The sequence below is a fragment of the Nocardia glycosmidis genome, assembly GCF_052545115.1.
The window spans coordinates 41,007-65,778 of the sequence record NZ_JBQWRH010000013.1 but is presented as its reverse complement, the minus strand read 5'-3'; the positions used below and the strand labels follow the sequence as shown (position 1 = coordinate 65,778).

The 24,772-nt window shown below is 68.2% G+C and carries 11 protein-coding genes; 9 read left to right on the top strand and 2 right to left on the bottom strand.

Annotated features, from left to right (window positions below):
- Positions 1–83: 83 nt before the first annotated feature.
- The 5 genes from ACT86A_RS17600 to ACT86A_RS17580 all read left to right on the top strand — a co-directional run bounded on the left by ACT86A_RS17600 (position 84) and on the right by ACT86A_RS17580 (position 6,639).
- A complete protein-coding gene (locus tag ACT86A_RS17600) occupies positions 84–851 on the top strand; it encodes a 2-phosphosulfolactate phosphatase (RefSeq protein WP_445093235.1) in 768 nt (255 codons plus the stop codon).
- Between the two features lie 273 nt (positions 852–1,124).
- Complete coding sequence (locus ACT86A_RS17595) at positions 1,125–2,417, top strand: ABC transporter substrate-binding protein (RefSeq protein ID WP_445093234.1); 1,293 nt, start codon at positions 1,125–1,127, stop codon at positions 2,415–2,417.
- A complete protein-coding gene (locus ACT86A_RS17590) occupies positions 2,414–4,222 on the top strand; it encodes a hypothetical protein (protein ID WP_445093233.1) in 1,809 nt (602 codons plus the stop codon). Before ACT86A_RS17595 ends, ACT86A_RS17590 begins: the two co-directional genes overlap by 4 nt.
- A 64-nt stretch (positions 4,223–4,286) precedes the next feature.
- Positions 4,287–5,972: a hypothetical protein gene (locus tag ACT86A_RS17585; RefSeq protein ID WP_445093232.1), complete on the top strand. Its 1,686-nt coding sequence runs from the start codon at positions 4,287–4,289 to the stop codon at positions 5,970–5,972.
- Positions 5,973–6,375: 403 nt separating this feature from the next.
- Positions 6,376–6,639 carry a hypothetical protein gene (locus ACT86A_RS17580; protein WP_445093231.1) on the top strand — a complete coding sequence of 88 codons (264 nt, stop codon included), beginning with the start codon at positions 6,376–6,378 and terminating at the stop codon, positions 6,637–6,639.
- Positions 6,640–6,874: 235 nt separating this feature from the next.
- Here ACT86A_RS17580 and ACT86A_RS17575 read toward each other — a convergent pair whose 3' ends face one another.
- Complete coding sequence (locus ACT86A_RS17575) at positions 6,875–7,774, bottom strand: helix-turn-helix domain-containing protein (protein ID WP_445093230.1); 900 nt, start codon at positions 7,772–7,774, stop codon at positions 6,875–6,877.
- A gap of 826 nt (positions 7,775–8,600) precedes the next feature.
- A complete protein-coding gene (locus ACT86A_RS17570; RefSeq protein ID WP_445093229.1) occupies positions 8,601–9,257 on the bottom strand; it encodes a hypothetical protein in 657 nt (218 codons plus the stop codon).
- A 327-nt stretch (positions 9,258–9,584) separates the two neighbouring features.
- Between ACT86A_RS17570 and ACT86A_RS17565 the strand changes: the two genes are divergently transcribed.
- The 4 genes from ACT86A_RS17565 (at position 9,585) to ACT86A_RS17550 (ending at position 24,732) form a co-directional block, all read left to right on the top strand.
- On the top strand, positions 9,585–9,854 hold the full coding sequence (locus tag ACT86A_RS17565) for a hypothetical protein (RefSeq protein ID WP_445093228.1): 270 nt from the start codon (positions 9,585–9,587) through the stop codon (positions 9,852–9,854).
- On the top strand, positions 9,851–11,515 hold the full coding sequence (locus ACT86A_RS17560) for a PfaD family polyunsaturated fatty acid/polyketide biosynthesis protein (protein WP_445093227.1): 1,665 nt from the start codon (positions 9,851–9,853) through the stop codon (positions 11,513–11,515). Before ACT86A_RS17565 ends, ACT86A_RS17560 begins: the two co-directional genes overlap by 4 nt.
- A gap of 109 nt (positions 11,516–11,624) precedes the next feature.
- Positions 11,625–17,858, top strand: a complete 6,234-nt coding sequence (locus tag ACT86A_RS17555) for an SDR family NAD(P)-dependent oxidoreductase (protein WP_445093226.1) — start codon at positions 11,625–11,627, stop codon at positions 17,856–17,858.
- Positions 17,848–24,732: a beta-ketoacyl synthase N-terminal-like domain-containing protein gene (locus ACT86A_RS17550; protein WP_445093225.1), complete on the top strand. Its 6,885-nt coding sequence runs from the start codon at positions 17,848–17,850 to the stop codon at positions 24,730–24,732. Before ACT86A_RS17555 ends, ACT86A_RS17550 begins: the two co-directional genes overlap by 11 nt.
- Positions 24,733–24,772: the final 40 nt, after the last annotated feature.

Here is a 24,772-nt window from a genome sequence, read left to right as displayed (position 1 = left end):
GGTTCGATCGACCGGATCTGCTGAAGCAGGGCGGTATGGCATGGGTTTCAGGGAATCGGTGGGCTTCGGGAAGGAAAGGAGGCGTGCGCGTGGTTGCGGACTGGGCGCGGCAGGAATCGTGGGGTGTGCGTCTGGAGTGGGGCCTAGCCGGGGCGAGGGCGCTGGGGCCGGGCAGCGCGTGCGTGGTGGTGGTCGATGTCCTGTCGTTCACGACGTCGGTGTCGGTCGCTGTCGAGAGGGGAACGCGAGTCCTGCCGTATCCATGGCGGGACGGCGGGGCCGCGGAGTTCGCGGCGCAGCGGGGCGCGGTGGTGGCGGTGGGGCGGCGATCGGTGTCGGAGCAGCAGCCGTGGTCGCTGTCTCCGGCGGGGTTGCGGCGGGCACCGGCTGCGGAGCGGCTGGTGTTGCCCTCGCCCAATGGTTCGGCGATTTCGGCGGCTGTCGATGGTGTGCCGGTGATCGCGGGATGTCTGCGCAATGCGACTGCGGTCGCCGGCTGGATCGTTCGCCAAGGGTGGGGAACTGTGCGGCAGCCGGTCTCCGTGGTCGCTGCTGGTGAGCACTGGCCCGGCGAGGACCTTCTGCGCCCGGCAATCGAAGATTGGGTTGGTGCGGGAGCGATCGTCGCGGCCCTCGCGCGCAGCGGCGCCGGACCGCTGTCACCAGAAGCTGCTGCCGCGATGGCCGGCTCTGTGGGCATCACCGACATACCGACGCTGATCGCCGATTGTGCCTCGGGACGAGAGTTGGCCGACAGCGGATTCGCTGGGGACGTCGCTGTCGCGACCGAACTCGACGTCAGCGCGGTGGTGCCGGTGCTGACCAATGGCGCATTCGATGACGCACGATAGCGGTTGCCACCGAACCGGAGTGGTAACCGCGGTCGGGTGTTGGACGCGCGGCCCGATGAGCGCGATCGCAACGTCGATGATGCTGCCGATGTCGGTACCCGCCTGCACGGTTGTCGCGATCATCCTGCGAGCCGACGATCCTGCGAGCCGCGGAAGATGATCGCCGCCACCAGGACGGTGGTGCGGGCGGTGCGAAGATCGCGAAATTGCCCACCGGTGGCCGTTTTTGACGCATAATCGAGTTTCGCTGGTAGGCAACGATATCGGGGGTCGATGGGGAAGCGTAGAGCGGTTCTGCAAGCGGGACTGGTCTTCCCGTTTGCCGCCGCATGCGCGCCTGACCTGCTGTTGGGCAGTGCTGATGCGGTGCGGGTCGGGGTCTCCTGGAGCGGTTCGGAACTGGCGGCCTTTCACGCGGTCGTCGATGAACTGCACCTCGGGTTCGACGTCGAAGTGATCCCCCTCGGCGACAACACCGACACCGCGTTCACCGCGGGTGGCCGGTCCGCGCCGGATGTGGTGATGCTGCCGCAGGCGGGGCGGGTGCGCGGGCTCGCGGAAAAGCGCGAGTTGCGGCCGATCGCGGAGACGGTATGGACCGACGAGTTCGGCGCGCGCTACGCCGAGCACTGGCAACTTTTGTTGCGCTACGGCGGCAAGCCGTTCGGTGTGCCGTTCAAGGCCGCTGACAAGTCGCTGGTGTGGTTCGATCGCCAGCAATTCGCCGCCCATCGTCTCGGTGATCCGGCCGAATGGACCCTGGCGGACTGGGTGAATCGGATGGAGGTGCTGGCGCAGTCGCCGGTTCGCCTGCTCGCGTTGGCCGCCGCCGACGGATGGGTGCTGACCGATTTCTTCGAAAACGCATTGCTGGCCGAATCCCCCGAGGTCTACGACGAATTGGCGTCGAAAACCGCTCGAGAGTGGAACAACCGCGCGGTGCGGGCGGCGTTAGGGCACCTCGGGGTGTTGTGGGGGCATCGCCATGCCTTTCCCGGTGGTGTCGGAGTCGCGTTGACCCGCCAGTTCCCGGACGCCATCCGGGATGTGTTCGAGCATCGCCGCGCTGTGGCGGTCGTCGCTCCCGATTTCGCGGAGCCGATCGTGCGCAGCGCGGTACGCGCGTCCGGACGCAAGATCGAGGATGTGGTCGCCGTCGCGCCGTTTCCGTCCATCACGGCGGTGCCGGGCCGACCGAAGATCGTCGGTGGTGACGTGATGGTGGTGACTCGGGAGGCGCGCGGGCGCGCGGACGAACTCATCGAGAAACTGACCGGGGCGCGTGCACCGCTGCCGTGGATCGAACGCTACGGCGGGTTCCTCGCGCCGAACCTGCGCACCGTTGCCGACTATTCGCCGCTGCTCGCGCCCTCGGCACGCGAGCTGCCGACGCGCAGCGCCTTCGACCTGTCCGACCGGATCGGCGCGGTAGGCGGGCGGCAAGGATTGTGGCGGGTGCTGACAGAGTTCCTGATCGCCGTCGGAGACGGCGCACAGACACCGGTTGCCGAGTCCATCGATCGCGCGATCGCCGCCCTGGACGACTTCGAGCGGCGGCGCCGATGACGCCGACGGGTTTCGATGTCAACGGCCTGCGCCTCGAGTTGGCCACGCGCCGCATGCGCGGACCACTGGTTCCCGGCGGCAGGCCGCGACGCTGGCTCGGCTGGGCGGCCGCGCTGCCGGTGACGGTGCTGACGGTGGCGCTGCTGGTCGTTCCGACCGGATGGACGGTGTTGATCGCCGCGCGGGCGCGTCCGGGCAGCGTGATCGCTTGCGGCCTGATCGTGGCGGGTGCATTGCTGCCCGTCCTGCCGCGCGGACGATCAGCTGGGCCGCGGCAGCGAATGCTGGTGTGGCTGTTGTCGATCGCCGTAATGGGCGGCGGGTTGTGGTTGCTGAACGGCACGATGAGCGCCGAAGGACGCGGCGCTTACCTGCGCACCCTGGTGTGGGTGGTGTTCGGCATCGGCCTGATGATTCTGGCCTTGGTGATCGCCTGGTGGGGGCGGGGGGCACGGTGGCTGTGGTTGCCGCTGATCGTGCCGTTCGGGGTGTCGGCGTTCGTGTCCGGTGTGGCGTTCCGGGTGATCTTCGGCTACGGCGCTCGCCGGCTGGGCATCGAGGACGTGGCGACCTACCGATGGTGGCTGGCGGCGATGCTGGGGTCGGCGTTCCTGTGGACCTGGCTGGGGTTTCTCACCGGGCTGTTTCGTGCGGGCATCCATGCGATCGAGGCTGATCCGGCGCGCGCCGGATATTTGTATCGCGACGACACGAGGCTGCTCATGGTCCGGTTGTACGAGTTGCTGCGACCGGTGGTGCTGATCGTCGGTCTGGCGGTCGGGGTCGCGGCGGCGCGAGTATTCGACGTCGTGCTGATCGGGGTGCCAGGGGCGCTCGAGTATCAGGTGGACAGTGCGACGGTGCACTGGTGGAGGCTGGCCGATGTCGATTCCGGTGCCGCGGCCGCTTATGCGCTTCCGCTCGCGGTACTCGTCGGCGTCGTCGCGTGGCTGCTCCAGGTCGATGTGCGCAGGCATCGCACGAGTTGGTCTGCGGTGCATGCTGTTTCGATGACCGGGCAGCGTCGCCTCTCCCCGGTTCCGGCGGCCGGTATCGCGGTGGTCACGGTGCTGGCACTGTTTCCGATCGGCGTGCTCGTCTACACCGCGCTGATCGGGCACGAGGGGTTCGGATTCTCCGCGATCGGCCTGGTCCGGGGTGACGATGGACTGTGGCGCTCGCTGCAGACCACCGCGTGGGTGGCGGCGATCGTGACGGTTGTCGTGGTGACCGCGGCGTTGCCGGTGGCGTATCGGTTGGCCGCGTTGCGTCCGAACGGGCCCGCGGCGCGGCTGGCCGTGGTGGGATTGGTGGTGCTCGCGGTGATCCCGGCGCAGACCTATCTCGGGCCGGTCGCTGGCTTCATCGATGCTCATGACCTGTCCGGGACCCGAATCCCGTTGATCCTGGTGCATGCCGCCGCGGGGTTGCCGATCGCGATCCTGGTCCTGCGTGGTGCCATGCTCGCACCGCCGGGCAGCGCCGCGGCCGATGCTCTGCACGGCCTGGCCGGCCCCGGCACGATCGTGCGGCGGGTGCTGGCATCCGCCGGGCCGGCGCTGGGGGCGGTGGCGGTACTCGAGTTCGTGCAGGTGTGGAACGATTTCTTCATCGGACTCGTGGTCAGCGGAGCGGGTGCGAGCCCGTGGTCGCTGCTGCTGTGGGGCGAGGCGCGGCAGTTCGGTGAGAACGCCGCGCAACTGGCCGCGGGATCGCTGGCGTCGGCAGTGCTGCCGGTGGCGCTGGTGCTGGCGACGTGGCGGCGCTGGCTGGTACCGGGGCTGACCGGGGGAGTGCTGCGATGATTCGTACTGCGATGAGGCACGATGAGACTTCGGGATCATCCGGTGTGGTGCGGGAGGCGGCCCGATGAGTACGCCCACCGAGCCCACCGAAGCGGTCGGGCAGACCGCGACGCCGAGATCATCGATCTGGCAGGGGTTTCTGGGCACCGCGTCGGTAGTGGCCTACACCGTGCTGTTCGAGTTGGTGCGCACCCTCGTGGTCAACTCTTTCGGCGAGAACGCTGTGGTCCAGTTTCTCAACGGCACACTGCGCTGGTTGTCGGTGCTGTTCGTCGCGGCCGCGGCGACCTATGCGCTGTACCGGTTCGCCGCCGGGTATGGCGTCAAGGTGCGCACCGCCCGCGAGCTGGACCTGATCGTGGGTCTGGTCGAACCCGGTCCCGCGCTGGCGGACCACGCACCGCGGGTGGATCCGCAGCCACCGCAGGAAGTCGACGCACTCGACGGACATACTCTCGCGGCGGTGCTCCGCGACCTGCCCACGCACGATTACGAGAGCATCGCACTGCTGGCCGTACTCGACGCTGTTCGCGACACCAGGGGCAGGCTGCCGCTGGAGCGGGAAACCTGGGGGCGCACTGCGGCGATGCAGCTGGAAGGGCTGCGACGTCGGGGTGTCCTGGCCGAACACGGAGCCCAGCGGTTCTGTGTGCGGCAGGTGCCCGCACTGCCGGATCGAGCTACCGTGACGGCCGGACCGGAGTGGGGTGCCGCGCTCACCGCGTTGCTCCACCACTACGCCGACCGGGCCGACCGCTGGGCGATCGCGCTGGAATCGCGGCGCTTCGCCGGGGGAGCTCGCCGATGGTTCGAAACCGAGGAGCCGTATCTGCGTGCTCTGGTGGCGGCGTGCGCCAGCTCCGGCGTGCCATTGCCCGCCGCCGCACTCGCACACCTGCTCCGGCTCGGTGACGCCCTGGACGTGTGGTACGCACGAATCGGGTTGGGGGAGAACGGGCATGGGGTGGCGGCTGAGCTGAGCTCGCTTTCCGGCCTAGACGAGCTGAGCCGCGATCTGGTACTGCTGCGGGCGGGCCGGCTTGCGCAGCGGCCGCGGCGTTACCGTCCGTGGCGGCTGTCGACGAGCCTGGCGGCTCGCTGGGAACACCGCGAGGCATTGCGGCGGCTCGCTACCGAACCACCGGATCTGGACGGTGTTGTCGATCGGTTGGAAACCGCGTGGTGGCTGCTGCCCCGCGGTGATGTCGCGGGCGAGGTGTGCGCGCTGATCAACCTCGCCGTCGTGCACATCAGACAGGGACGTCTCGATGCCGCCGGAGATCGCCTCGGACTCGCCGAATCCCTCACCCGCGGCGGCTTGGACCCCGACGGACGCGCTCAAACGCACGAAACGATGGGCGCGCTGTGGTGGGCCCGGGGCGAACCTCGTCGCGCCCTGCGCTGCTGGCAACTGGCCCTGACCGCCTTCCGCGTCCTCGACGACGACCCCGGTATCGGCCGCTGCCTGCAACACCTCGGCTCCGCAATCGTCGTCGCCCCCGAGCACGCCACCCTGCTGTTGCCCAACGACCCGCCGCTCACACGCACCGAAGCCCTCCGCCAAGCCGGCGGTTGGCTCGTCGAAGCCCTCCGCCGCCACCCTTCCGCCGACCACGCCGAATACTATGCGGCCCGAGCACGCTCGGCCCTCAGTACCGCCCCCGAGCGATATGAGCAGCTCCTACCCAGCCATCGCACCCCGTTGACTCGCATCGACATGTGGCCTGCTCCCCTGGAAGACCACATCTAGTGTCCAGCGCCAGCAGGTTTCCGACCCCGGGCTCTTCAATCCGACGCCGTGACAGAGGCAACCTGCCGCTCTCCGCTCCGATCATTCTTTGCACTTTGCCGGCAGGCTCTCCGAGTTGGCCGTGAGTACACGGTAATTGTTATAAATAAATGTCATCGAACCTGGGGAAATCGCCAGTGCCACAACGCGTCTCGTAACGATCTTGGTCACTGTGTAATCGGCAATTCAGTGCGTTCGCCAGCGGGCGCCGTGGCCGCTTCGGACTGAACTCGTAGGCATTACAGTTGGCCCAGTCTCTTGGTCTGGCTGGAAGTTGGACGGTGGAGCTTCTCTGATGTAGGCAACGGAAGGAGGCCGTGGTCGAATGCCGATCCAGCCAGGGGTGTTCGAGGAGCCACGAAATGTGCCTGTCTTCGTCGACAGGCGAATCATCCGCGAGGGCCATTGGATCGCCTACGTCACGCACGACAGTGACGATGGCGCATGGCAGTTCCACACCGCTGACGCCGAGCTCGACCATGCCATGATCGTCAGTCTCGAGAACGTCGTGAACCGGGATCCGTCTATCACGCAGCTGGCCGACCTGCCTTTGGGCTGGTGTGCATGGCGCGCTTCGACCGAAGAACCGTGGCAACGCGCAGTGAACACGCGGCCATCAGCGGGCTGAGGCCGGCTGCGGACGTTTGTCGTCGATCTGGTGGTCAGTGTCACGCAATGTCGTTGTCGGCCGGAGACACCGTCGATGCTGGTCGACGGCATCGTGATCGAGGGTGGCGGGCCTCACCGGGCCGCGCAGGCTTTGCTCCCCGCGGCGCGAATAGCCGTATTCCACAGTCGGCCAATGGATTTCGCCTGAAGAAACACCGTGAGATGGCGTTCGAAGGGCGGGCGAGTGTTCGGGGTCACCTCTGATGCGCGGCTCGGTACTCTCTGGGTGACACACCGATGACGGACCGGAACTGGCGGGAGAATGTGGACGGATCAGGACTGCCCAGTCGGGCGGCGATGTCGCTCAGTTTCTGACCCCGCCGACGGGGATCGCGAAGTTCTTCGGCGGCTCGTCGCATTCGCTGTACCCGGATCTCTCGACCTACGCTGACGTCCTCGTTCTGAAACATTCTATGTAGCTGACGAACAGACATATGGAATGCGCTGGCGATCAGGGCCGGGGCGAGCTCCGGGTTCATGATGTTTCTCATAATGAATTCGCGGACGGCCTGGATCGTCTCTTTTTCGAGCCGATCTATCGGTTGTTCTTCGTTGAAGTGCTCGTGCAGTGCCAGCGAAAGAAGTGCGCGGGCGGAGGAATTGACGCCGAACAGCGCTTGCTCGTCGAGAACGGGAAGCTCGGTCGCCAGACACTCCAGGAAGCCGGCCAGCAAGGTGGTGACGCCGGGTCTTTTCGGGAGCTTCTCCGTCGTCAAATCTCTCGAGTTCTTTCCGGCGAGGTTCAGGGCGTCCTTGGGTACCGAGACGATCGCCAGAAAAGCACGTTTCGGAATGTGTAACCGATACGGTCTGTCCATGTCGTAGACGCCGGTTTCTCCTGGGCTGAGAACAAAAGATCGCTCATTTTGTTCGATCCCGACTCGGCCTCCGATGACATGGATCACTTTCCATGACTCCATGTAGTCCATGGACAGGTGCTGCTTCTCGCGCCAGATGTCGCCCGGGCGTGAGCTCACGCGCGACAGTGTGCTCCGATCGACCCGACGAGCGATGAGGGTGCTCTTCCCTTCTCCGGATGGCTTGAAGGTCATCGCGCAGAAGATGTTCCGGATCCCTTCGTGCAACGTATCCATGTCCGGGTCCCGAGGTAGCGTGTAGAGATTGTTGCTGCTAGCCGGTGCTGACACGCTGTGGACCTCCTGATAGGGGGCGGCGGTGGAACTCGAGTGCGAGCAGGCGCTCGATACGAATATCGGGACCGGAGCGAGCGATGAGATTCCGCCACTGCGCATTCACAGCATTGATCCAGCGAACATGCTGCGCCGAACAAATCCGACGTGTCATCGTCCACCTTCGAGGTCCGCGAACATCACGCGATGGTATCAGCGAAGCCATAACGTGTAGACAGAACTGTTATAGCCGAAGCGTTTTGTGGACAATGCGCCTCGCATTTGTCATAGCCACCCGCACGCTTCCCTCCCGTCCGTGCCGTGGTTGGCCGGCATTTTATCGCGCGGAGAATTTTCCTGCTGCTGGTTCTCTCGGAATGTGCAAACTCCTATCGGCCCACTACCACGATGAGCCGAGCGGTCGGCTTCCCACCGCATGCTGACCGTGCCCGGCGCGCAGCAGCTCTCGCGCTCGGTTCGCCTGTCATGGACAGCGTCCCCGCCGATCGGCCGACGTCACGTCAACGGCGCCCGTGCACACGCAGTGACATTCGCGCGACATCACGCTCGGCGGTCCGCCGGTGCAACGACAGTGAATCCGACTCCACTGCAACGATATCCAACACGGCAACCGTATCGGCTACCTGAACCGGAACACTCGGCCCGCCCGGAGGGTTCGAGGTACTCGGTCACCTCAGATGTCGCATCCCGCGCCGGAGAGCTCGGCTGCCGAACAGCGGCCCACGCGGTCGGCACCGGCCGTGCCATCCTGCCGAACACTCTTCAGTGCTCACCAATTCCGCGCCGGACCCGACCGGCCCAATGCTTCCCCCTTCCTTCCGCGGGAATGGCGGATCGGTGCCGAACGGACTTGATCCTGTGTGCCAACGTTTTTGACGATCAGCGCCAGGGAGGCGGATACAATTGCGGGAATCGTCCGATATGAATAGGTTGTTTCCAGGGAAGCTCGGACCTGGGAAGGGTTTTCGGGCACAACCTGGGCAGGGAAATCGACGCGATTCTCGCTTTTCGGTATCGGGTCCTTGGAGGTAGGCAATGGGGTCACACGCAAGCGTATTTGCGGAACTCCACGCGCGCGCCATGCGCCGTCGAGGGAGTGAGCGGCATGGGCATCGCCGACATCCATGCTCGATCTGCTGGGATTTTGCCGCATGGCGTGTTGAATATATCGCTGGAAATTCCGGATGATCCCGCAGTCGAATGGTGATCGACCGTCTCGCGGTAACGTCTGGCGGCACACCATCGTGTTCTCGTAGCCGAGGCGCTTCATCGATAAGGAACGTACGCCGGTTCGGAGAAATCCGTCGGCCGACCGCGTCGCAGCCTGTCGTTTGTGTGCGGCAAAGCGCGGCTGGCGACGGTCGGGTGCGGCCACGACGCACGGTATGAAGCCCTTGAAGCCGGCATCCACCATTTCGTTGACCATAGTGCTGACGACAGGTGATTCGGCTCTCCCGTGAAAATCAGGTCGACGGATCGGATTCCGCGGGAAGACGCTGCTGCGGACATGTCGCTGCTGCCGGAAACCGAGGAGTGCGAGAAGGAATCTCCAGGGATATTTCTCAGGGTCTATTGTGAGATTTTTCTATTCGAATCGAAATTTTTTCGCCGGTCAGCAATTCGGTGAGCGCGCCCCTGGGTATTCCTGATTCGTTCGGGCAATACACATCCGGGATTGTTTGCGCGCACAGTTTGCTGGGGCGATTGCCGCACTGTTCTTTTCGCGGTTCTGGTGATCTGACTGGAGGTAATCATGTCGCTGATATCGGACGTCGGCCAACGGGTATGGCGACGGCCGGACTCGGCCGTCATGGTCTTGTTCGGCGGCGTGCCGTCGCAGACGACCGCGCCGGGCCCGGCTGATCAAATCGTCAGTGGTCTGCTGGAAACAACCATGCCTGATCGGCCGATCCTTGCCGATCAGGCGTACGAGCGATGGCACTGCGGTGCCGAAAACGCCACGCACGCCGTGCGATCCACCGTCGGCATGCTGAATGCCCGAACGTGCCAGGAGCGCAGATGATTTCCGAGCCGGGTGTGCTGGTGGTGGATTCGGGTGACTCCGCCGTGCCGGAAGAATCCGAGGTGTTTGCCGCCGATTCCGCGCAGTGGTTGCCGGCCTTCTCGCCGGATGCGTTGCTGCGCGTCACCGAACAGCCGAGGACGCCTGTCGGTGTGGTCGTCGAGCGGTCATCGAACCGCGTGGGGCTCACCACCTGGGGTAGTGACGAACGTTTCCGCAGCACCGCCGGGCATTCTCTCGATCTGCTGGGGTCGGTGCCCGCCCTGTATCCGGAGTGGCTCGGCGACCGATCTTTCTGCGTGCGGCATGATGTCCGGTTTCCCTATATAGCCGGGGAGATGGCCGGCGGTATCGCGACGACCCGAATGGTGTGCGCTATGGCGCAAGCGGACATGCTGGCCTTCTTCGGCGCGGCCGGCTTGGCTGTCGAGCAGGTCGAGGCTGCCGTGGCCGAACTGGCCGCGGCGTTGGCGGGTCGCCGTAACTGGGGCGTCAACCTGATCCACTCGCCGACCCAGCCACAGCTCGAGGAGCACTTGGCCGAGCTGATGATCGCGCGGGGTGTGCCGATCGTGTCGGTGTCTGCGTTCACCGCGCCGACACCGGCGGTCGTGCGCCTCGCCGCTGCTGGGCTCACCAGCGATCGCGCCGGCCGCATCGTGCGCCGGACCAAGATCATCGCCAAGGTTTCGCACCCGGACGTGGCCGAGCGATTTCTCTGCCCGCCGGCCCGCGAGATCCTCGAAGACCTCCGCGCGCGGCAGTTGATCACTCCCGAGGAAGCGCACCTGGCGCAGCGAGTCCCGGTGGCCGAGGATCTCACCGTCGAGGGGGATAGCGGCGGACATACCGACAACCGGCCGTTGGCCGTCGTGCTGCCGGTGGTGTCGGCCCTGCGGGATCAGCTGGTGCTGCGCTTCGGCTACGAACAACAGCTCCTGGTCGGGGCGGCAGGAGGGTTGGGCACGCCGGAATCGGTGGCCGCCGCATTCGCGCTCGGTGCGGCCTATGTGGTCACCGGTTCGGTCAACCAGGTGGCGGTCGAGTCCGGACTGTCCGACGACGCCAAGGCACTGCTCGCCGCGGCCGACGTCGCGGACGTGGTGATGGCCCCATCGGCGGATATGTTCGAGCTCGGGGGCAGGGTACAGGTCTTGCGCCGGGGCACGATGTTCGCCCAGCGTGCGTCGCGGCTGTGGGAGGTGTTCCGGGCCTACGACTCGATCGAATCGGTGCCGACCGCGGAGCGCGACCGCTTGGAACGCATGGTGCTGCACGAGACGTTCGACGCGTTGTGGGCGCGGACCGCCACGTACTGGCGCGACCGCGATCCAGCCGAGCTGGAGCGCGCCGCGCGAGATCCCCGCCATCGCATGGCGTTGGCGTTCCGCACCTACCTCGGCCTGTCCAGTCGATGGGCGGTCACCGGTCACGTCGATCGGCGAACCGACTATCAGATCTGGTGCGGGCCGGCGATGGGGGCGTTCAACCGGTGGACCCGGGGGAGCTTCCTGGGCAGTCCTGAGCGACGATCCGTCGTGCAGATCGCCCGCAACTTGATGGAGGGCGCGGCGGTCGTCACGCGCCGGCATCAGTTGCGCAGCCTGGGCGTGCCGGTGCCGGTGCCGGCCTTCGCCTTTCGGCCCCGCCCGCTGGCTTGAGCGCCATGCCTGGCGCGACTCACCCCCCGGCCACATCGGCCAGGCCCGCCCGTCGCGGGTCCGTGCCGGGCGTGCGCTGTGCAGTCCGTTGTGAACAGGAGATTTCAGGATGTCCGATCAGCATGCTCCGCAGCAGATTCCGATCGCCGTCGTCGGCATCGGATCGCTCACCCCGGGTGCGTCCGATACCGACGCGTTCTGGCACACGGTACTGCGTGGCCAGGACCAGCTCACCGACGTGCCGCCCACGCATTGGCTCATCGACGACTACTTCGACCCGGACCCGGCTGCGAAGGACCGCACCTACAGCAGGCGTGGCGCATTCCTCTCCGCTATCGACTTCGACCCCGCCGCTTACGGAATCACCCCCAACGCACTGCCCGCCACCGACACCGCTCAACTCTTGGCCTTGGTCGTCGCCGAGCGTGTGCTTGCCGATCTGGGCGGCAACAGCGCCCGCGAGATCGACCGGGAGCGGGTCAGCGTCATCTTGGGGACCGGCGCGCTGGATCTGCTGCGCACCATGAGCAACCGGCTGCAACGGCCGGTATGGCTGAAGGCCATGCGGGAGCTCGGGGTGCCCGAGCGGGACGCCCAGGCGATCTGCGACCGCATCGCCGAGCACTACGTGCCGTGGCAGGAGGCGACGTTCCCGGGCGTCCTCGGAAACGTCGTCGCCGGCCGCATCGCCAACCGCTTCGATCTGCACGGCACGAACATGACCGTGGACGCGGCCTGTGCCAGTTCGCTGGCCGCCGTCGCCGGCGCGGTGCACGAGCTTTCGCACGGCACAGCGGACATCGTGATCACCGGAGGGGTGGACACGCTCAACGACATCTCGACCTATATGTGCTTCAGCAAGACCCCTGCGCTGTCGCCGACCGGGGACTGCCGGCCGTTCTCGGACAACGCCGACGGGACGATGCTCGGTGAGGCCGTAGTGATGTTCGCGCTCAAACGGCTGGCCGACGCCGAGCGCGACGGTGACCGCGTCTACGCGGTCATTCGCGGTATCGGCAGTTCTTCTGACGGCAGGGGCAGCGCGATCTACGCGCCGGTGCCGGCCGGTCAGGCGCGAGCGCTGCAGCGAGCCTACGAGGCCGCCGGGTACGGCCCGGACACGGTGGGGCTGGTCGAAGCCCACGGCACCGGTACCAGGGCTGGTGATGCCGCCGAGTTCACCGCGTTACGCGAGGTGTTCGATTCCACCGGTAGGAAAGACCGCCAGTGGTGCGCGCTGGGCTCGGCGAAGTCGCAGATCGGGCACACCAAGTCGGCGGCAGGGGCGGTCGGGCTGCTCAAGGCGGTGCTGGCCTTACAGCACCAGGTCCTGCCGCCGACGATCAAGGTGGATCGCCCGAATCCCGATTTGGACCTGCCGGCGAGCCCGCTCTATCTGAATACGGTGGCGCGGCCGTGGATCGCGTGTCCCGACTATCCGCGGCGTGCCTCGGTGTCCAGTTTCGGATTCGGCGGCACCAATTTCCATCTGACGCTCGAGGAGTACCTGCCCACCGACCGCGCACCAGGCCGCTCGGCGCCCCGGGCCCGGTGCGCGCCGACGGAGTTGATTCTGGTCGGTGCCGCGTCGCCGGAAGAACTTCTCACCCGGACCCGCGCACTCATCGATCGGGATGGCACCGATCGGGATGGCGATGACCTGGCCGTCACCGCCCAACGGTCGCAGCAGGAGTTCGATCCCGCCACCGCGACAGCGCGATTGGCGGTGGTCGCGCGCGACCGTGCCCACCTTGCCGAGCGAATCGGCCACATCACACGCCTCGTGGAGCGCGATCCGGCGGGTCGCCATACCCTGCCGGGTGCGTTCTACCAGTTCGGTGCGGCCGACCCGGGCCGCGTAGCCTGGCTTTTCTCCGGCCAGGGCAGCCAGTACGTGGGTATGGGGGCCGATCTGGCGATGTCGGTGCCTTCGGCTGCGGCGGCATGGGACCGGGTCGCGGACATGTGGTCGACCTGGATCGATGACGGGCCGCTGCACGAGGTCGTCTTCCCGATTCCAGCATTCGATGACAAGGACAGGGCGGCGCAGCACAACCTGTTGACGGCGACCGAGTGGGCCCAACCAGCTCTCGCCGCGCAGGCCCTCGCGCAGCTCGCCGTGCTGCGTGAGCTCGGCATGGCGCCGGACTGCGTCGGCGGGCACAGCTTCGGTGAGTTGGTCGCTGTGCACGTGGCGGGCGCGCTGAACGAGGCCGGTCTCCTCCGGGCGGCTCGTCGCCGCGGGGAACTGATGCGCGACGCCGCGGGATCCGATGATCCCGGCGCCATGCTCGCCCTCGAGGCCACCCGGCGGACGGTCGAGGCATTGCTGGCCGAGCAGTCGGCGGAAGCGAACGCCACCGTGTGGATCGCCAACGAGAACGGCCCGCAGCAGATCGTGCTCTCGGGCCACCTGGCTGCGATCGAGGACCTGCAGCGGCGGGCAGCAGCTGCCGGCATCACGGCCCGCAGGCTGTCGGCGGCAGCGGCGTTCCACACTCCGCTCATGGCGGAAGCCCGGGCACCGTTCCAGCAATTTCTGCATCAGCTCGACGTCGTTGCCCCGCAGCTGGAGTTGTACGGGAACGCCGACGCCGAACCCTATTCGGTCGATCCCGATCGAATAAAGCAGTGCCTGTCCGAGCATCTGACGCTGCCGGTTCGGTTCGCCGCTCAGATCGAGGCGATGTACGACGCGGGGGTGCGGACGTTCGTGGAGTTCGGTGCCGGTTCGGTGCTGACCGGGCTGGTAGGTCAGATCCTCGGTGACCGCGCGCACATCGCGGTGAGCCTGGACCACCGCGACCGGCACGGCCTGACGATGCTGCAAGAAACGATCGGTGTGCTCGTCACCGCAGGGTTCGAGGCGAATCTCGACGTTCTGTGGGCGCCGTTTCGCGAACAGGAGAGCCGAACAGCGCCGAAGAGCCGGATACGGGTTCCGATCAACGGTGCCAATTACGGCAGCCCGTATCCGCCCACCGGCGGCAGCGCCGCGTTACCGCCGCCCAACCCGGCGCCTGCCCCGTCGCGCACCATAGCGCCCGCCGCCGGCGAGACCGACGCGACGATGCCCGGACCGATGACGGCCGGACCGACGCTGGCGCCGGTCGATTCCTTCGAACCGATGCGGGGCGATCCAGGGGCGCTGCGGGAGCCCGAGATCGCCGAGCGGACGTACGCGAACGCGAGCGCCGCCGCACCGAGCGCGGCGCCGGTCGGTGGGGGCGCTGACGGACAGTGGATATCGGTGTTCCGGGAGGCGCAGGCACAGACCGCGGCGGCGCACCTGGAGTTCCAGCGGGCCGCGATCGAGGGCCACCGCGCGTTCCTGACCTCCATGGAGAAAGCGGTGGTCACGCTCGCCGGTATGGCGAGCTCGGGAAGCGAGGTGCAGCGGTCGGCCCTCGGCGGGCTCGACCCCGCTGGGGCGGCTGACCAGCTGCTCGAAGGGTTGCCGGAGCACTCGCCGGTGACAGCCCCCGACGTGCGGCACCGAGACACAACCGCCCGACCCACAGCATCTGGAACCGACGCCGGACCATCGGTCGGCGGCTACCTGGAACCGCGGAGTGCGGCAGCCCTGGGGGACGAGCTCGGTTCCAGCGTGCCGCCCGACTCAACTGCCGGAGTTTCCGTTCGGGAGGTCGAGATCGCCACAGCACTGGTGGAAGTCATCGCCGAGAAGACCGGATTCCCACCAGAGGTGGTCGACCCCTATCTGGAACTGGAAGCAGACCTAGGGATCGACTCCATCAAGCGAGTGGAGATCCTCTCGGCACTACGAGCACGGCTGCCGGAACTGGCCAAGCTGGACGTCGATCTCACGACGCTCGGGTCACTACGAACCGCCGATCAAATCGCCACAGCATTCAGTACCGCACTCACCGGCCAGCACGCTCGGCCAGCGCCGGTCGGCAACCTGATCGACGCCGCCGCAGCCCCCGGCGAGCGGGCGGACGCGGCAGAGTCCGCGGGGATCGCACGGTCGGTGTCCGTCGTGGTCCCGGCACCTCTTCCGGGGCTCGAATTGCCTGGGCTGCGCTCCGGTGTCGTGCTCGTTACCGATGACGGCACCGGCGTCGCCGACCACCTCACCGACTTGCTGCTCGACCAGGGGATTCTCGCCCGGGTCTGGGCCGCACCGGCCCACCCGGATGGCGGCGAAACCAGAGATCTGGTCGATCCTGATGTGCGCGGTCTGGTAGTTCTGGCCGGGCTACGACCTGTTCCGTCCGTCGACGACGCTATCGAGGTCAACCATGAGGTGTTTCGCATCACCCGCGCGGCCGCTGAGCGGATCGGCGTTCCGGGCGGAGTGCTGGTCACTGTCCAAGACACCGGTGGCGACTTCGGGCTCAGCGGCACGCAGGGACCGCGCGCGTGGCTGGGCGGTCTGGCGGGACTCAATCGCACGTTGCGGAAGGAATGGCCCGCCGTCCACGCCAAAGCCGTGGACTGTGCCCGTGGCTCCCGCGATGCCGAGGCCCTGGCGCGGGCTCTGGCCGATGAACTCTTGGCGGGTGGGTCGCAGCCGGATGTGGCACTGGGCGCCGACGGCGCCCGCCGCGTACTGGCAGAGCGTCCCATCTCTGCCGACCGTTTCCCGCAGCAGCCCCCGAGCAGGTCACCTGAGCTGATCGTGGCCACCGGGGGCGGCCGCGGCGTGACAGCGCACGCTCTTCGGGCGCTTGTCGCGGCCTCCCCGACCCCGCCGGTCGTCGCCTTGCTGGGGCGCACCCATTTGGAGCCGGAGCTTGCCGGCCTGGCCGGCGCTGACGGCGCGAAAGATGTGCGGGGGCGGCTGGTCGCCCTGGCACGTGATCGAGGCGAGCACGTCGACCCGGTAGTGATCGCGGCGCAAGCCGACAAGGTACTGGCGATACGGGAGATCGGCGCGACCCTCGTCGACCTCGAACGTGCGGGCGCCGTGGTGCGGTACTTCCCTGTCGACGTGCGCGACGCGACCGGGCTTCAGGTGGCCCTCAAAAGGCTGCGTTCGGAGTTCGGGCCGATCACCGGGTTGGTCCACGCCGCCGGGGTGCTGGCGGATGGGCAAGTGTCGGACAAGACCGACGCGCATTTCGCGGCGGTCGTCGACACGAAGGTGGCCGGTCTGCGCGCGCTTTTGGATGCCACCGCGGACGACCCCCTGAATCTGGTGTGTGTCTTCTCCTCTGCGGCCGCCCGCTTCGGCAACGCGGGGCAAGGCGACTACGCGCTGGCCAACGAGGTGATCGCGCAGGTCGCTTCCACGGTGCAGGTGGATCGCCCTGACTGCGTGGTGCGGTCGCTGGCCTGGGGCCCGTGGGACGGCGGCATGGTCTCGTCCGCGCTGCGTGCGCACTTCCTCGGCCAGGGCACCGCCCTCATCTCGCCCGCCGCGGGGGCCGAGGCATTCGTGCGTGAAGTCCGGGGCGGGACGGGAGCGGTGCGAGTGACGCTGACCGCGGGGCAGCGTCCCGACCCGTTCACCGACGCGGCGGATCGCGGGGTATCCGGGGCGGTCTGGGTGGGCCGCGAGTCGCATCCGCACCTTGCCGACCACATGCCGGCCGGTCGGCCGGTTGTTCCCCTGGCGATTGTCGCCGAATGGTTCCTACGGGCGGCCCGTATCCGGCAGTCGCAGCCGGGTCCGATCACGCTGCGTGATCTGGACGTAATTCGCGGCGTCGAGCTGGATAACTTCGATGACGGCGGTCAGCTGCTGACCATCCGCGGGCGCGCCGCGGAACAGGGCGAACTGGGCCTGGATCTGGTCGGCGCGCGCGGGTTCGTGCACGTTCGGGCTACTGTCTCGGCCGGAAACGACGACCCTGCCCCGACTGCCGGCGTGGAGTCCACCCACGTCAGTGGCGCTGTGGATCAGGCTGCGACCTACCGCCGGCCTGTGCTGTTCCATGGTCCCGCATTCCGGGCGATCGACGTCGTCGAGTCGTTGTCGGACGGGGCGGCGAGCGCCGGAGTGATCGGGGTACGTCGGCTGGGCTGGCGGGATGAACTGTGGCAGAGCGATCCGGCGGCTGTCGACGCGGCGTTGCAGTTGGCGCTGCTGTGGGCGGCCGACCGCAGCCGCGCGCTGGTCGCAGAGGTACCCGCCGATGGCGCCGCGTACCTGCCCATGGGGATCGCGCAGTTGCGCGTTTTCCGGCAGGGGCCGGTCGGCGCGGGCACACGGTGCGTGCTGCGCGGCACGGCGCTGGATTCGTTGACCGCCCGCTGTGACGTGACCGTGGTCGACGCCGACGGTGCCGCGGTGGTCGAACTGCTCGGAGTGCGCCTGGTGCGTCGACCTGACGAACCGGCGGCGGCCGCGACCACAGGAGCCGACCATGTGCGCTGACCCGATCGCGATTGTGGGGCGGGGCTGCGTCCTGCCCGGAGCGCTGGACCCGGACCGGTTGTGGCACAACGTGGTCACCGGCCGGACAAGCCTGACCCGGATTCCGGACGACCGCAGACGGCTTCCCCCGGCCGGCGGCCATGGACGCCTCGACATCGGTGGCTACGTCGACGGGTTCGACGCCGTATTCCGGTCTGCCCTCGCGGAGCCGGCGTTCCAGGAGATCATCGACCCCGCCGTAGTCCGGGACACGGGCATGGGCGGGGCCGGACTGGACGACCTGGACCCCCTGTTCCGGTGGGCAGTGTATGGGGCTGCGAGCGCCTTGCGTGAATCCGGGCAGTCGCAGCGGCGGGCGCGGACCGGGCTTGTCCTGGGCAACCTGTCGTTCCCCTCGGTGGGGTTGGTGTCCTACGCCGAGCAGGTGTGGCTGGCCGAGCAGGACCAGGGTGTGCGCGACCGGACCGGGCCCTTGTCTGCCCGACGTTCCCGCGCGGCCGACCGGTTCATGTCCGGCTTGCCGGCTCACCTGACCGCGCGGGCGCTGGGACTCGGGCGCGGAGGATTTGCCCTGGACGCGGCGTGCGCCTCGGCCCTCTACGCGGTGAAGCTGGCGTGCGACACGCTCGCTGACGGCCGCGCTGATCTGATGCTCGCCGGCGGGGTCAACGGGGTCGACCCGCTGTTTGTGCACGAGGCGTTCGGCGTGCTTTCCGCGATGAGTCGCAGCGGCCGCAGCCGGCCGTTCCACCGGCAGGCCGACGGGCTGGTTCCCGGCGAGGGGGCGGTGTTCGTCGCGCTGATGCGCCTTGCCGACGCGATCGCCGCGGACGCGCCGATCGTCGGGGTGATCCGCGGCATGGGGTTGTCCAACGATGGCCGGGACAGCGGTCTGCTGGCACCGTCGGAAGACGGACAGGCGCGAGCGATGCGGGCAGCCTACGCGGCGGCCGGTGTGCCGCCGGAGAGCGTCGGCCTGCTCGAGTGCCACGCGACCGGAACCCGAGTCGGCGATCTGACCGAGGTGCGCAGCACGAGCCGGGTTTTCGCGGACGCTCGCGACCTGGTGGTCGGATCGGTGAAGGAGAACCTCGGCCATCTGCTCACCGCGGCCGGCGGAGCCGGGCTGCTGAAAGTCCTCGGCGCGCTCGGTGCCGGGGTGCGCCCGGCCTCGCCGAGTACGGACGACCCGATGCCGGAGATTTCCGGCACGCCGCTGCGGCTGCACGGGGAACCCGCGGAGTGGACGGGGCCGCGCCGGGCCGCGGTGAGCGCGTTCGGGTTCGGGGGTACCAATGCGCATCTCGTGGTCGACGCCTGGACGGGCGACAACGCGAGTGCAGTCGTTCCACCGCCCCGTCTGCACCCGCAGCCGGGGGACGGGCGCAGCTGCGAACCGGTCGCGGTTGTCGCGGTGCGGGTGACAGCGGCCGACGGCCTGGCCGGCGGCGACCTGTGGCGGGCGGTAATGAGTGGGGCCAGCCGAATCGAAACTCGGTCGACAGTCGAACTGGCTGGTGACGGGCTGTGCTTTCCACCCGCCGATCTGGCGCGGGCACAGGCGCAGCAGTTGCTCATCCTGCAGACCGCTCGCGACGCCGTGGCCGGGATCCGGCTGCCGGCTGAGCGAACCACCGTGCTGGTCGGGATGGGCTGCGATCCAGAGGTCGCCCGGCCGGTGGTGCGCGGACGCGTCGAAGCCCTCGCCGGCCCCGCCGGGGCCGCGGTGCTCACGGTGGACGGGATCGGCGCCCCGCAGACCCGCGCGAGCGTAGTCGGCAGCATGCCCAATTTGGTGGCGAACCGGATCAATGCCCAGCTCGGGGTCACCGGCCCTGGTTTCACGGTCAGCGCCGAAGAAGGATCGGGGCTGGTCGCGCTGCGCATCGCGGCCCGGGCGCTGCGCGCGGGCGAGAGCGACGCCGCCGTTGTGGGAGCGGTCGACCTGAGCCGAGAGCCGGTCCACCGAGCCGCGCTCGCCGAGCTCGGTCTGCCGGATACTCCTGGTGACGCCGCCGTGGTGGTCGTTCTCAAGCGGCTGACCGATGCCCGGGCCGACGGCGAGCGGGTGCTCGCGGTACTCGATGACGTCACCGGCGGTGTGCCTGCACCGTCCGCCGACGACCGGTCACCGGATCTCACCGTGGGTGACGCCGATTCGGCCATGGCGGGCGTGCCGCATCTGGACCCGAGCGCGTTGTTCGGCCGCGCCCACGCTGCCAGCGGGCTGTTGGCGTTCGCGCTCGCGGTGTCGGCGGCGACGCATCGCGCCGCGCCGCGGGTGGGCGGCCAGGCCGTGCCGTTTCCCGATCCGCCGCTGGTCGAGGCCGCGGTCCAGACTCTTGGTGGCGCGGTGGTGCGGGCTCGGCTGCGTGCCGCGGACCCTACCGCGTTCCTGCGTGCGCCCGCACCGAAGGCCACGGTGTACTCCGGCCGGACCCGGGTCGAGGTGGCCGCCGCACTGGCTGCGGGGCGCCCATCAGCTGATGGTCCCGCCCGGTTGGTCGTGCTCGCGGCGGACGCACAAGAACACTCGACCCGGGCCGATGCCGCTCGGGATTGGCTTGCGGCCGGCGGCAGGAGACCCGAGGGGGTGTTCTTCCGGGAGCGACCGGTCACGGGGGAGATGGCGTTCGTCTTTTCCGGCGGGTCGATGGCCTATCCCGGGATGGGCAGAGACCTGATGCTCGCCTTCCCTGCGTTGCTGGACACCGTGCGCGGGCGTTGTGGCGCGCTGTCCGAACTTGTCGGATGGGCACACGACACGCGGAATCCGCGTCCGCGGCACGCACTCGACCAGGTGTGGGGCGCGTCCGTGCTGGGCCAACTGCACGCCGAGATCACCCGCACTGTTCTCGGCCTGCGCCCGGATGCCGCGATCGGATACTCCTCGGGCGAGCTGACCTCCCTGGCCGCTCTCGGCGTGTGGCCCGACGTCACCCCCCTGACCAGGCTGCCGGACACCGACCCGGACGCGTTCGGTATGGCCGTCGCGAACGAACTGCAGGTTGTCCGGGCCGCCTGGCGCAAAGCCGGAATCGAGGGCACCGTGTGGATGACCTATCAGGTCGACACGTCCGCCGAAAGGGTCCGTGCGGCCTTGGCGGGTGAGCCGGCCGTGCACTTGATGGTGATCAACACGCCGGACTCGTGCGTGATCGGTGGCGAGGCGGACGGCTGCGCGCGGGTGCTGGAACGACTCGACGGGGTGGCGTCCTTGCCGATCGATTACGACATGCCCGCGCACGTGCCCGAACTCTCGGACACCACTTCGGAGTGGGAGCAGCTCTACCGGCTACCGACGAACGCACACACCGGCGTGCGCCATTACACCTGCTCGACCACAATGCCGGTCGAATTGTCACCGGATTCAGTGGCAGTGGCAGTGACCCGGCAGCAACTCGGGCCGATCGATTTCGCCGGCACGATCGAGCGAGCGTGGGCCGATGGTGTCCGGATCTTCGTCGAGCACGGTCCCCGTGGCCTGTGCGCGGCGTGGATTCGGCGCACCCTGGGCTCGCGCGAGCACCTGGTGGTGTCACTGGACGGGGCGGACGGGCGTGGGGTGGACTCCCTGCTGCGTGCTGTCGCCGAACTGATGGCCGCCGGTGTGCCCGTCGATACCGCTGCGCTCGCGGCCTCGTTGGGCAACGGCGTCGCGGGCGGCCGCGCGGAGACCGGGACGATGCTGTCGTTTCCCGCGCATCCACCCGAGGTCCGGGTCGGGACGGTGGTCGCGCCGTCCGCGGGGACGAGCCACGCGGCCGCGCCGGAAGACAGTCACCCGACGAGTGACCGGTCTGGGTCGGAACTCGGAGAACATGTGCAGTTGATGGAGCCGGCGCCGATCCGCGCGGGTGCGTCGGTGCACCCGGTTCACACGGTTGCGGCGGACGCACGTCTAGAGCGGTTCGCCGAGAGCTCTACCCGGTCGGCCGTTGGACCTCTGGGATCGATGGCGGTGAATCACCGCGCCGCGGCGGTGGAACACGAAGTCGCGGCGGCCGCGCCGCCGGATGAGTTCGTCGCGCTGGTGGCCGAGCAGCTGCGGCTGGCCGGACACGCGCATCGATCCTGGCTGGGGCTGCTCGCAGACGCACACGTGGAGTTCCTCGAGGCCCGTGGCCGGGCCGCGGAACTGCTCAGCCGGGCAGGACAGGCGATCGGACCGGACCGTCGCCACCCGGACACCGACACCGGACTGTCCGGTCCGGCGGTTCGGTCCGCCGCAGCGGCGTTGACCGTCGTGGCTCCGGTGAGCGAGCCCCCGCTGCCCACAGCCCCGACTACATCCGCCGGACTGTCCGGTCCGGCGGTTCGGTCCGCCGCAGCGGCGCTGACCGCCGTGGCTCCGGTGAGCGAGCCCCCGCCGCCCACCGTCTCGACCACATCCGTTGGGCCGGTCCGGCGGCGGCCGTCCGGAGCCACCTTCGACCGGGCACAGCTGGAAGCCCTGTCCGCCGGTCCGATCGCGGCGGTGCTCGGTCACGAATACGCGGCGGTGGACAGCTACCGGCGGGTGATTCGGATGCCGAGCCCACCGCTGTTGCTGCCGGATCGGGTCATCGGTATGGATGGCGAGCCTGGAACCTGGGACGGCGGCGTGATCTGGACCGAGACCGATGTCCCGGTCGACGGGTGGTATCTCGACCCGGCAGGTCGTATGCCCGCGGGGATCACCGCGGAGGCCGGTCAGGCAAGCTTGCTGCTGTTGAGTTGGCTGGGGGCCGACCACCTTGCTCGAGGAGCACGGGTGTACCGCCTGTTGGGCTGCGAGGTGACCTTGCACGGGCAGCTACCCGGTCCCGGGGAGACGCTGCGCTATGAGATCCACATCGATGGGCAGGAGACCTTCGGTGACATCCCCCTGTTCACCTTCCACAGCCATTGTTTCGTAGGCGACGAGCTGCGGCTGACCATCACCCGGGGCCAGGCGGGCCTGTTCACCGACGCCGAGTTGGCCGGCGGGCGAGGCCTGTCGTGGCGACCGGAAGATGACGTGCCGCAATCGGAAGGCACAGTCGATCCACCGGCGACGCCGCAGGGCCGGCGGTCGTTCAATGGCGCGCAGGTGGCGGCATTCGCCGCCGGCGCCCCGGCCGACTGCTTCGGGTCCGGCTGGGAGCTGACCCGCAGCCACATCCGCACGCCACGGATCGCCGATGGCCGGGGCCGATTCCTGCACGAGGTCGCTGTCTTCGATCCCGGCGGCGGACCATGGGGACGCGGCTACCTGCGCGGCGAGTTCTCCGTCCGCGCGCAGGACTGGTTCTTCGCGGCGCATTTTCCCGGCGACCCGTGCATGCCGGGCACCCTGATGTCCGAGGGGTGTTTTCAGGCAATGGCGTTCTATCTGGCCGCTGCCGGATTCACCATCGATCGTGACGGCTGGCGGTTCGAGCCGGTGACCGGGGAGCCGTACCTGATGCAGTACCGCGGTCAGGTATTGCCGACGAGTTCCGGGATCACCTACGAAGTGTTCGTCGTCGAGTTGCACGCGGGGCCGCAGCCGACGCTGATCGCTGACGTGCTGTGCACGGTGGATGGGATCAAAGCCTGTCATGGCCGTCGGCTCGGTCTTCGGCTGGTGCCCGACTGGCCGTTGGACAGCTGGCGGGAGCTGAGCCCGCCCACCACGCAGCGCGGCGGCGATCCGCTACCACCGCAACAACTCGCGGGACTTGTCGGCTGTACCGAACCCACTTCGGCCGCCCGGGTCGGGGAGTTCGTCTTCGACTACCGAGCCCTGCTCGGCTGCGCGTGGGGCAGGCCGAGCGAGGCGTTCGGCCCGCCATACGCGGTGTTCGACAGCCACCGTCACGTGGCGCGACTGCCCGGTCCGCCCTTTCACTTCATGAGCCGCGTCATCGATCTCGACGGGCCGGCGTGGGAGCTGCGGCCCGGTGCGGGGGCGGTGATCGAGTACGACGTACCCGCCGATGTGTGGTATTTCGACCAGAACGACTACCCGGTGATGCCCCTGGCAGTCGTGATGGAGGTGGCGTTGCAGGCCAGCGGCTGGCTTGCGGCCTACGCGGGCAGCGCCCTGGACTGTGCGACGGATCTGCATTTCCGCAACCTCGGCGGCACGGCGACGATCCACCGCGAGATCGGTCCCGGTGACGGACCGTTGGTCACCCGGACCCGGCTGACCAACGTCATGCGCGACGGCCGCACGATCATCGAGGACTTCACCACCGAGTGTCTGCTCGACAGCCTCCCGGTGGTCACGCTCACCACGACCTTCGGGTTTTTCCCCAAGGACGCATTCGCAGGCCAGGTCGGCATTCCGGCTACCCCGCAGGAGGCCGGGTGGCGCACCCGCGATTCGACATTCGCGCTCGATCTCACTCCCCGGCCGGGGCGATGGTTCAGGTCCGAGCCCCGTCTGCCCGGGCCGATGCTCTCGATGATCGACCGGATCACCGGATACTGGCCTGATGGTGGCGCCGCCGGTCTCGGGCGACTGCGGGCCGAAAAGGACGTCGATCCAGGTGAGTGGTTCTTCAAGGCACATTTCTTCCAGGACCCGGTCCAGCCGGGCTCCCTCGGGATACAAGCCCTCTGCCAACTCGTTCAGTTCCACGCCATCGAAACCGGGCTGGCCGCCGGTCTGCGCAGTCCTCGCTTCCGGTCCGCGGTGCCCGGACAACCGCTGAATTGGAAGTACCGCGGCCAGGTCACTCCACTCACGCGAACGGTCACGCTCGAGGCCGAGATCCTCGACATCACCGCCGACGATACGGGCCCGTATGTGGTTGCCGAGGGGTGGCTATGGGCCGACGACATCCGGATCTACCACCTGCCCAGCTTCGCCGTCGGGATCGCCGCCGGTGACGACCGGGTCCCGCACGAATCGCACCGAGACTCGTGACAGACCTTCCAGCTACCGACCGGCACGTACACGCATCAGC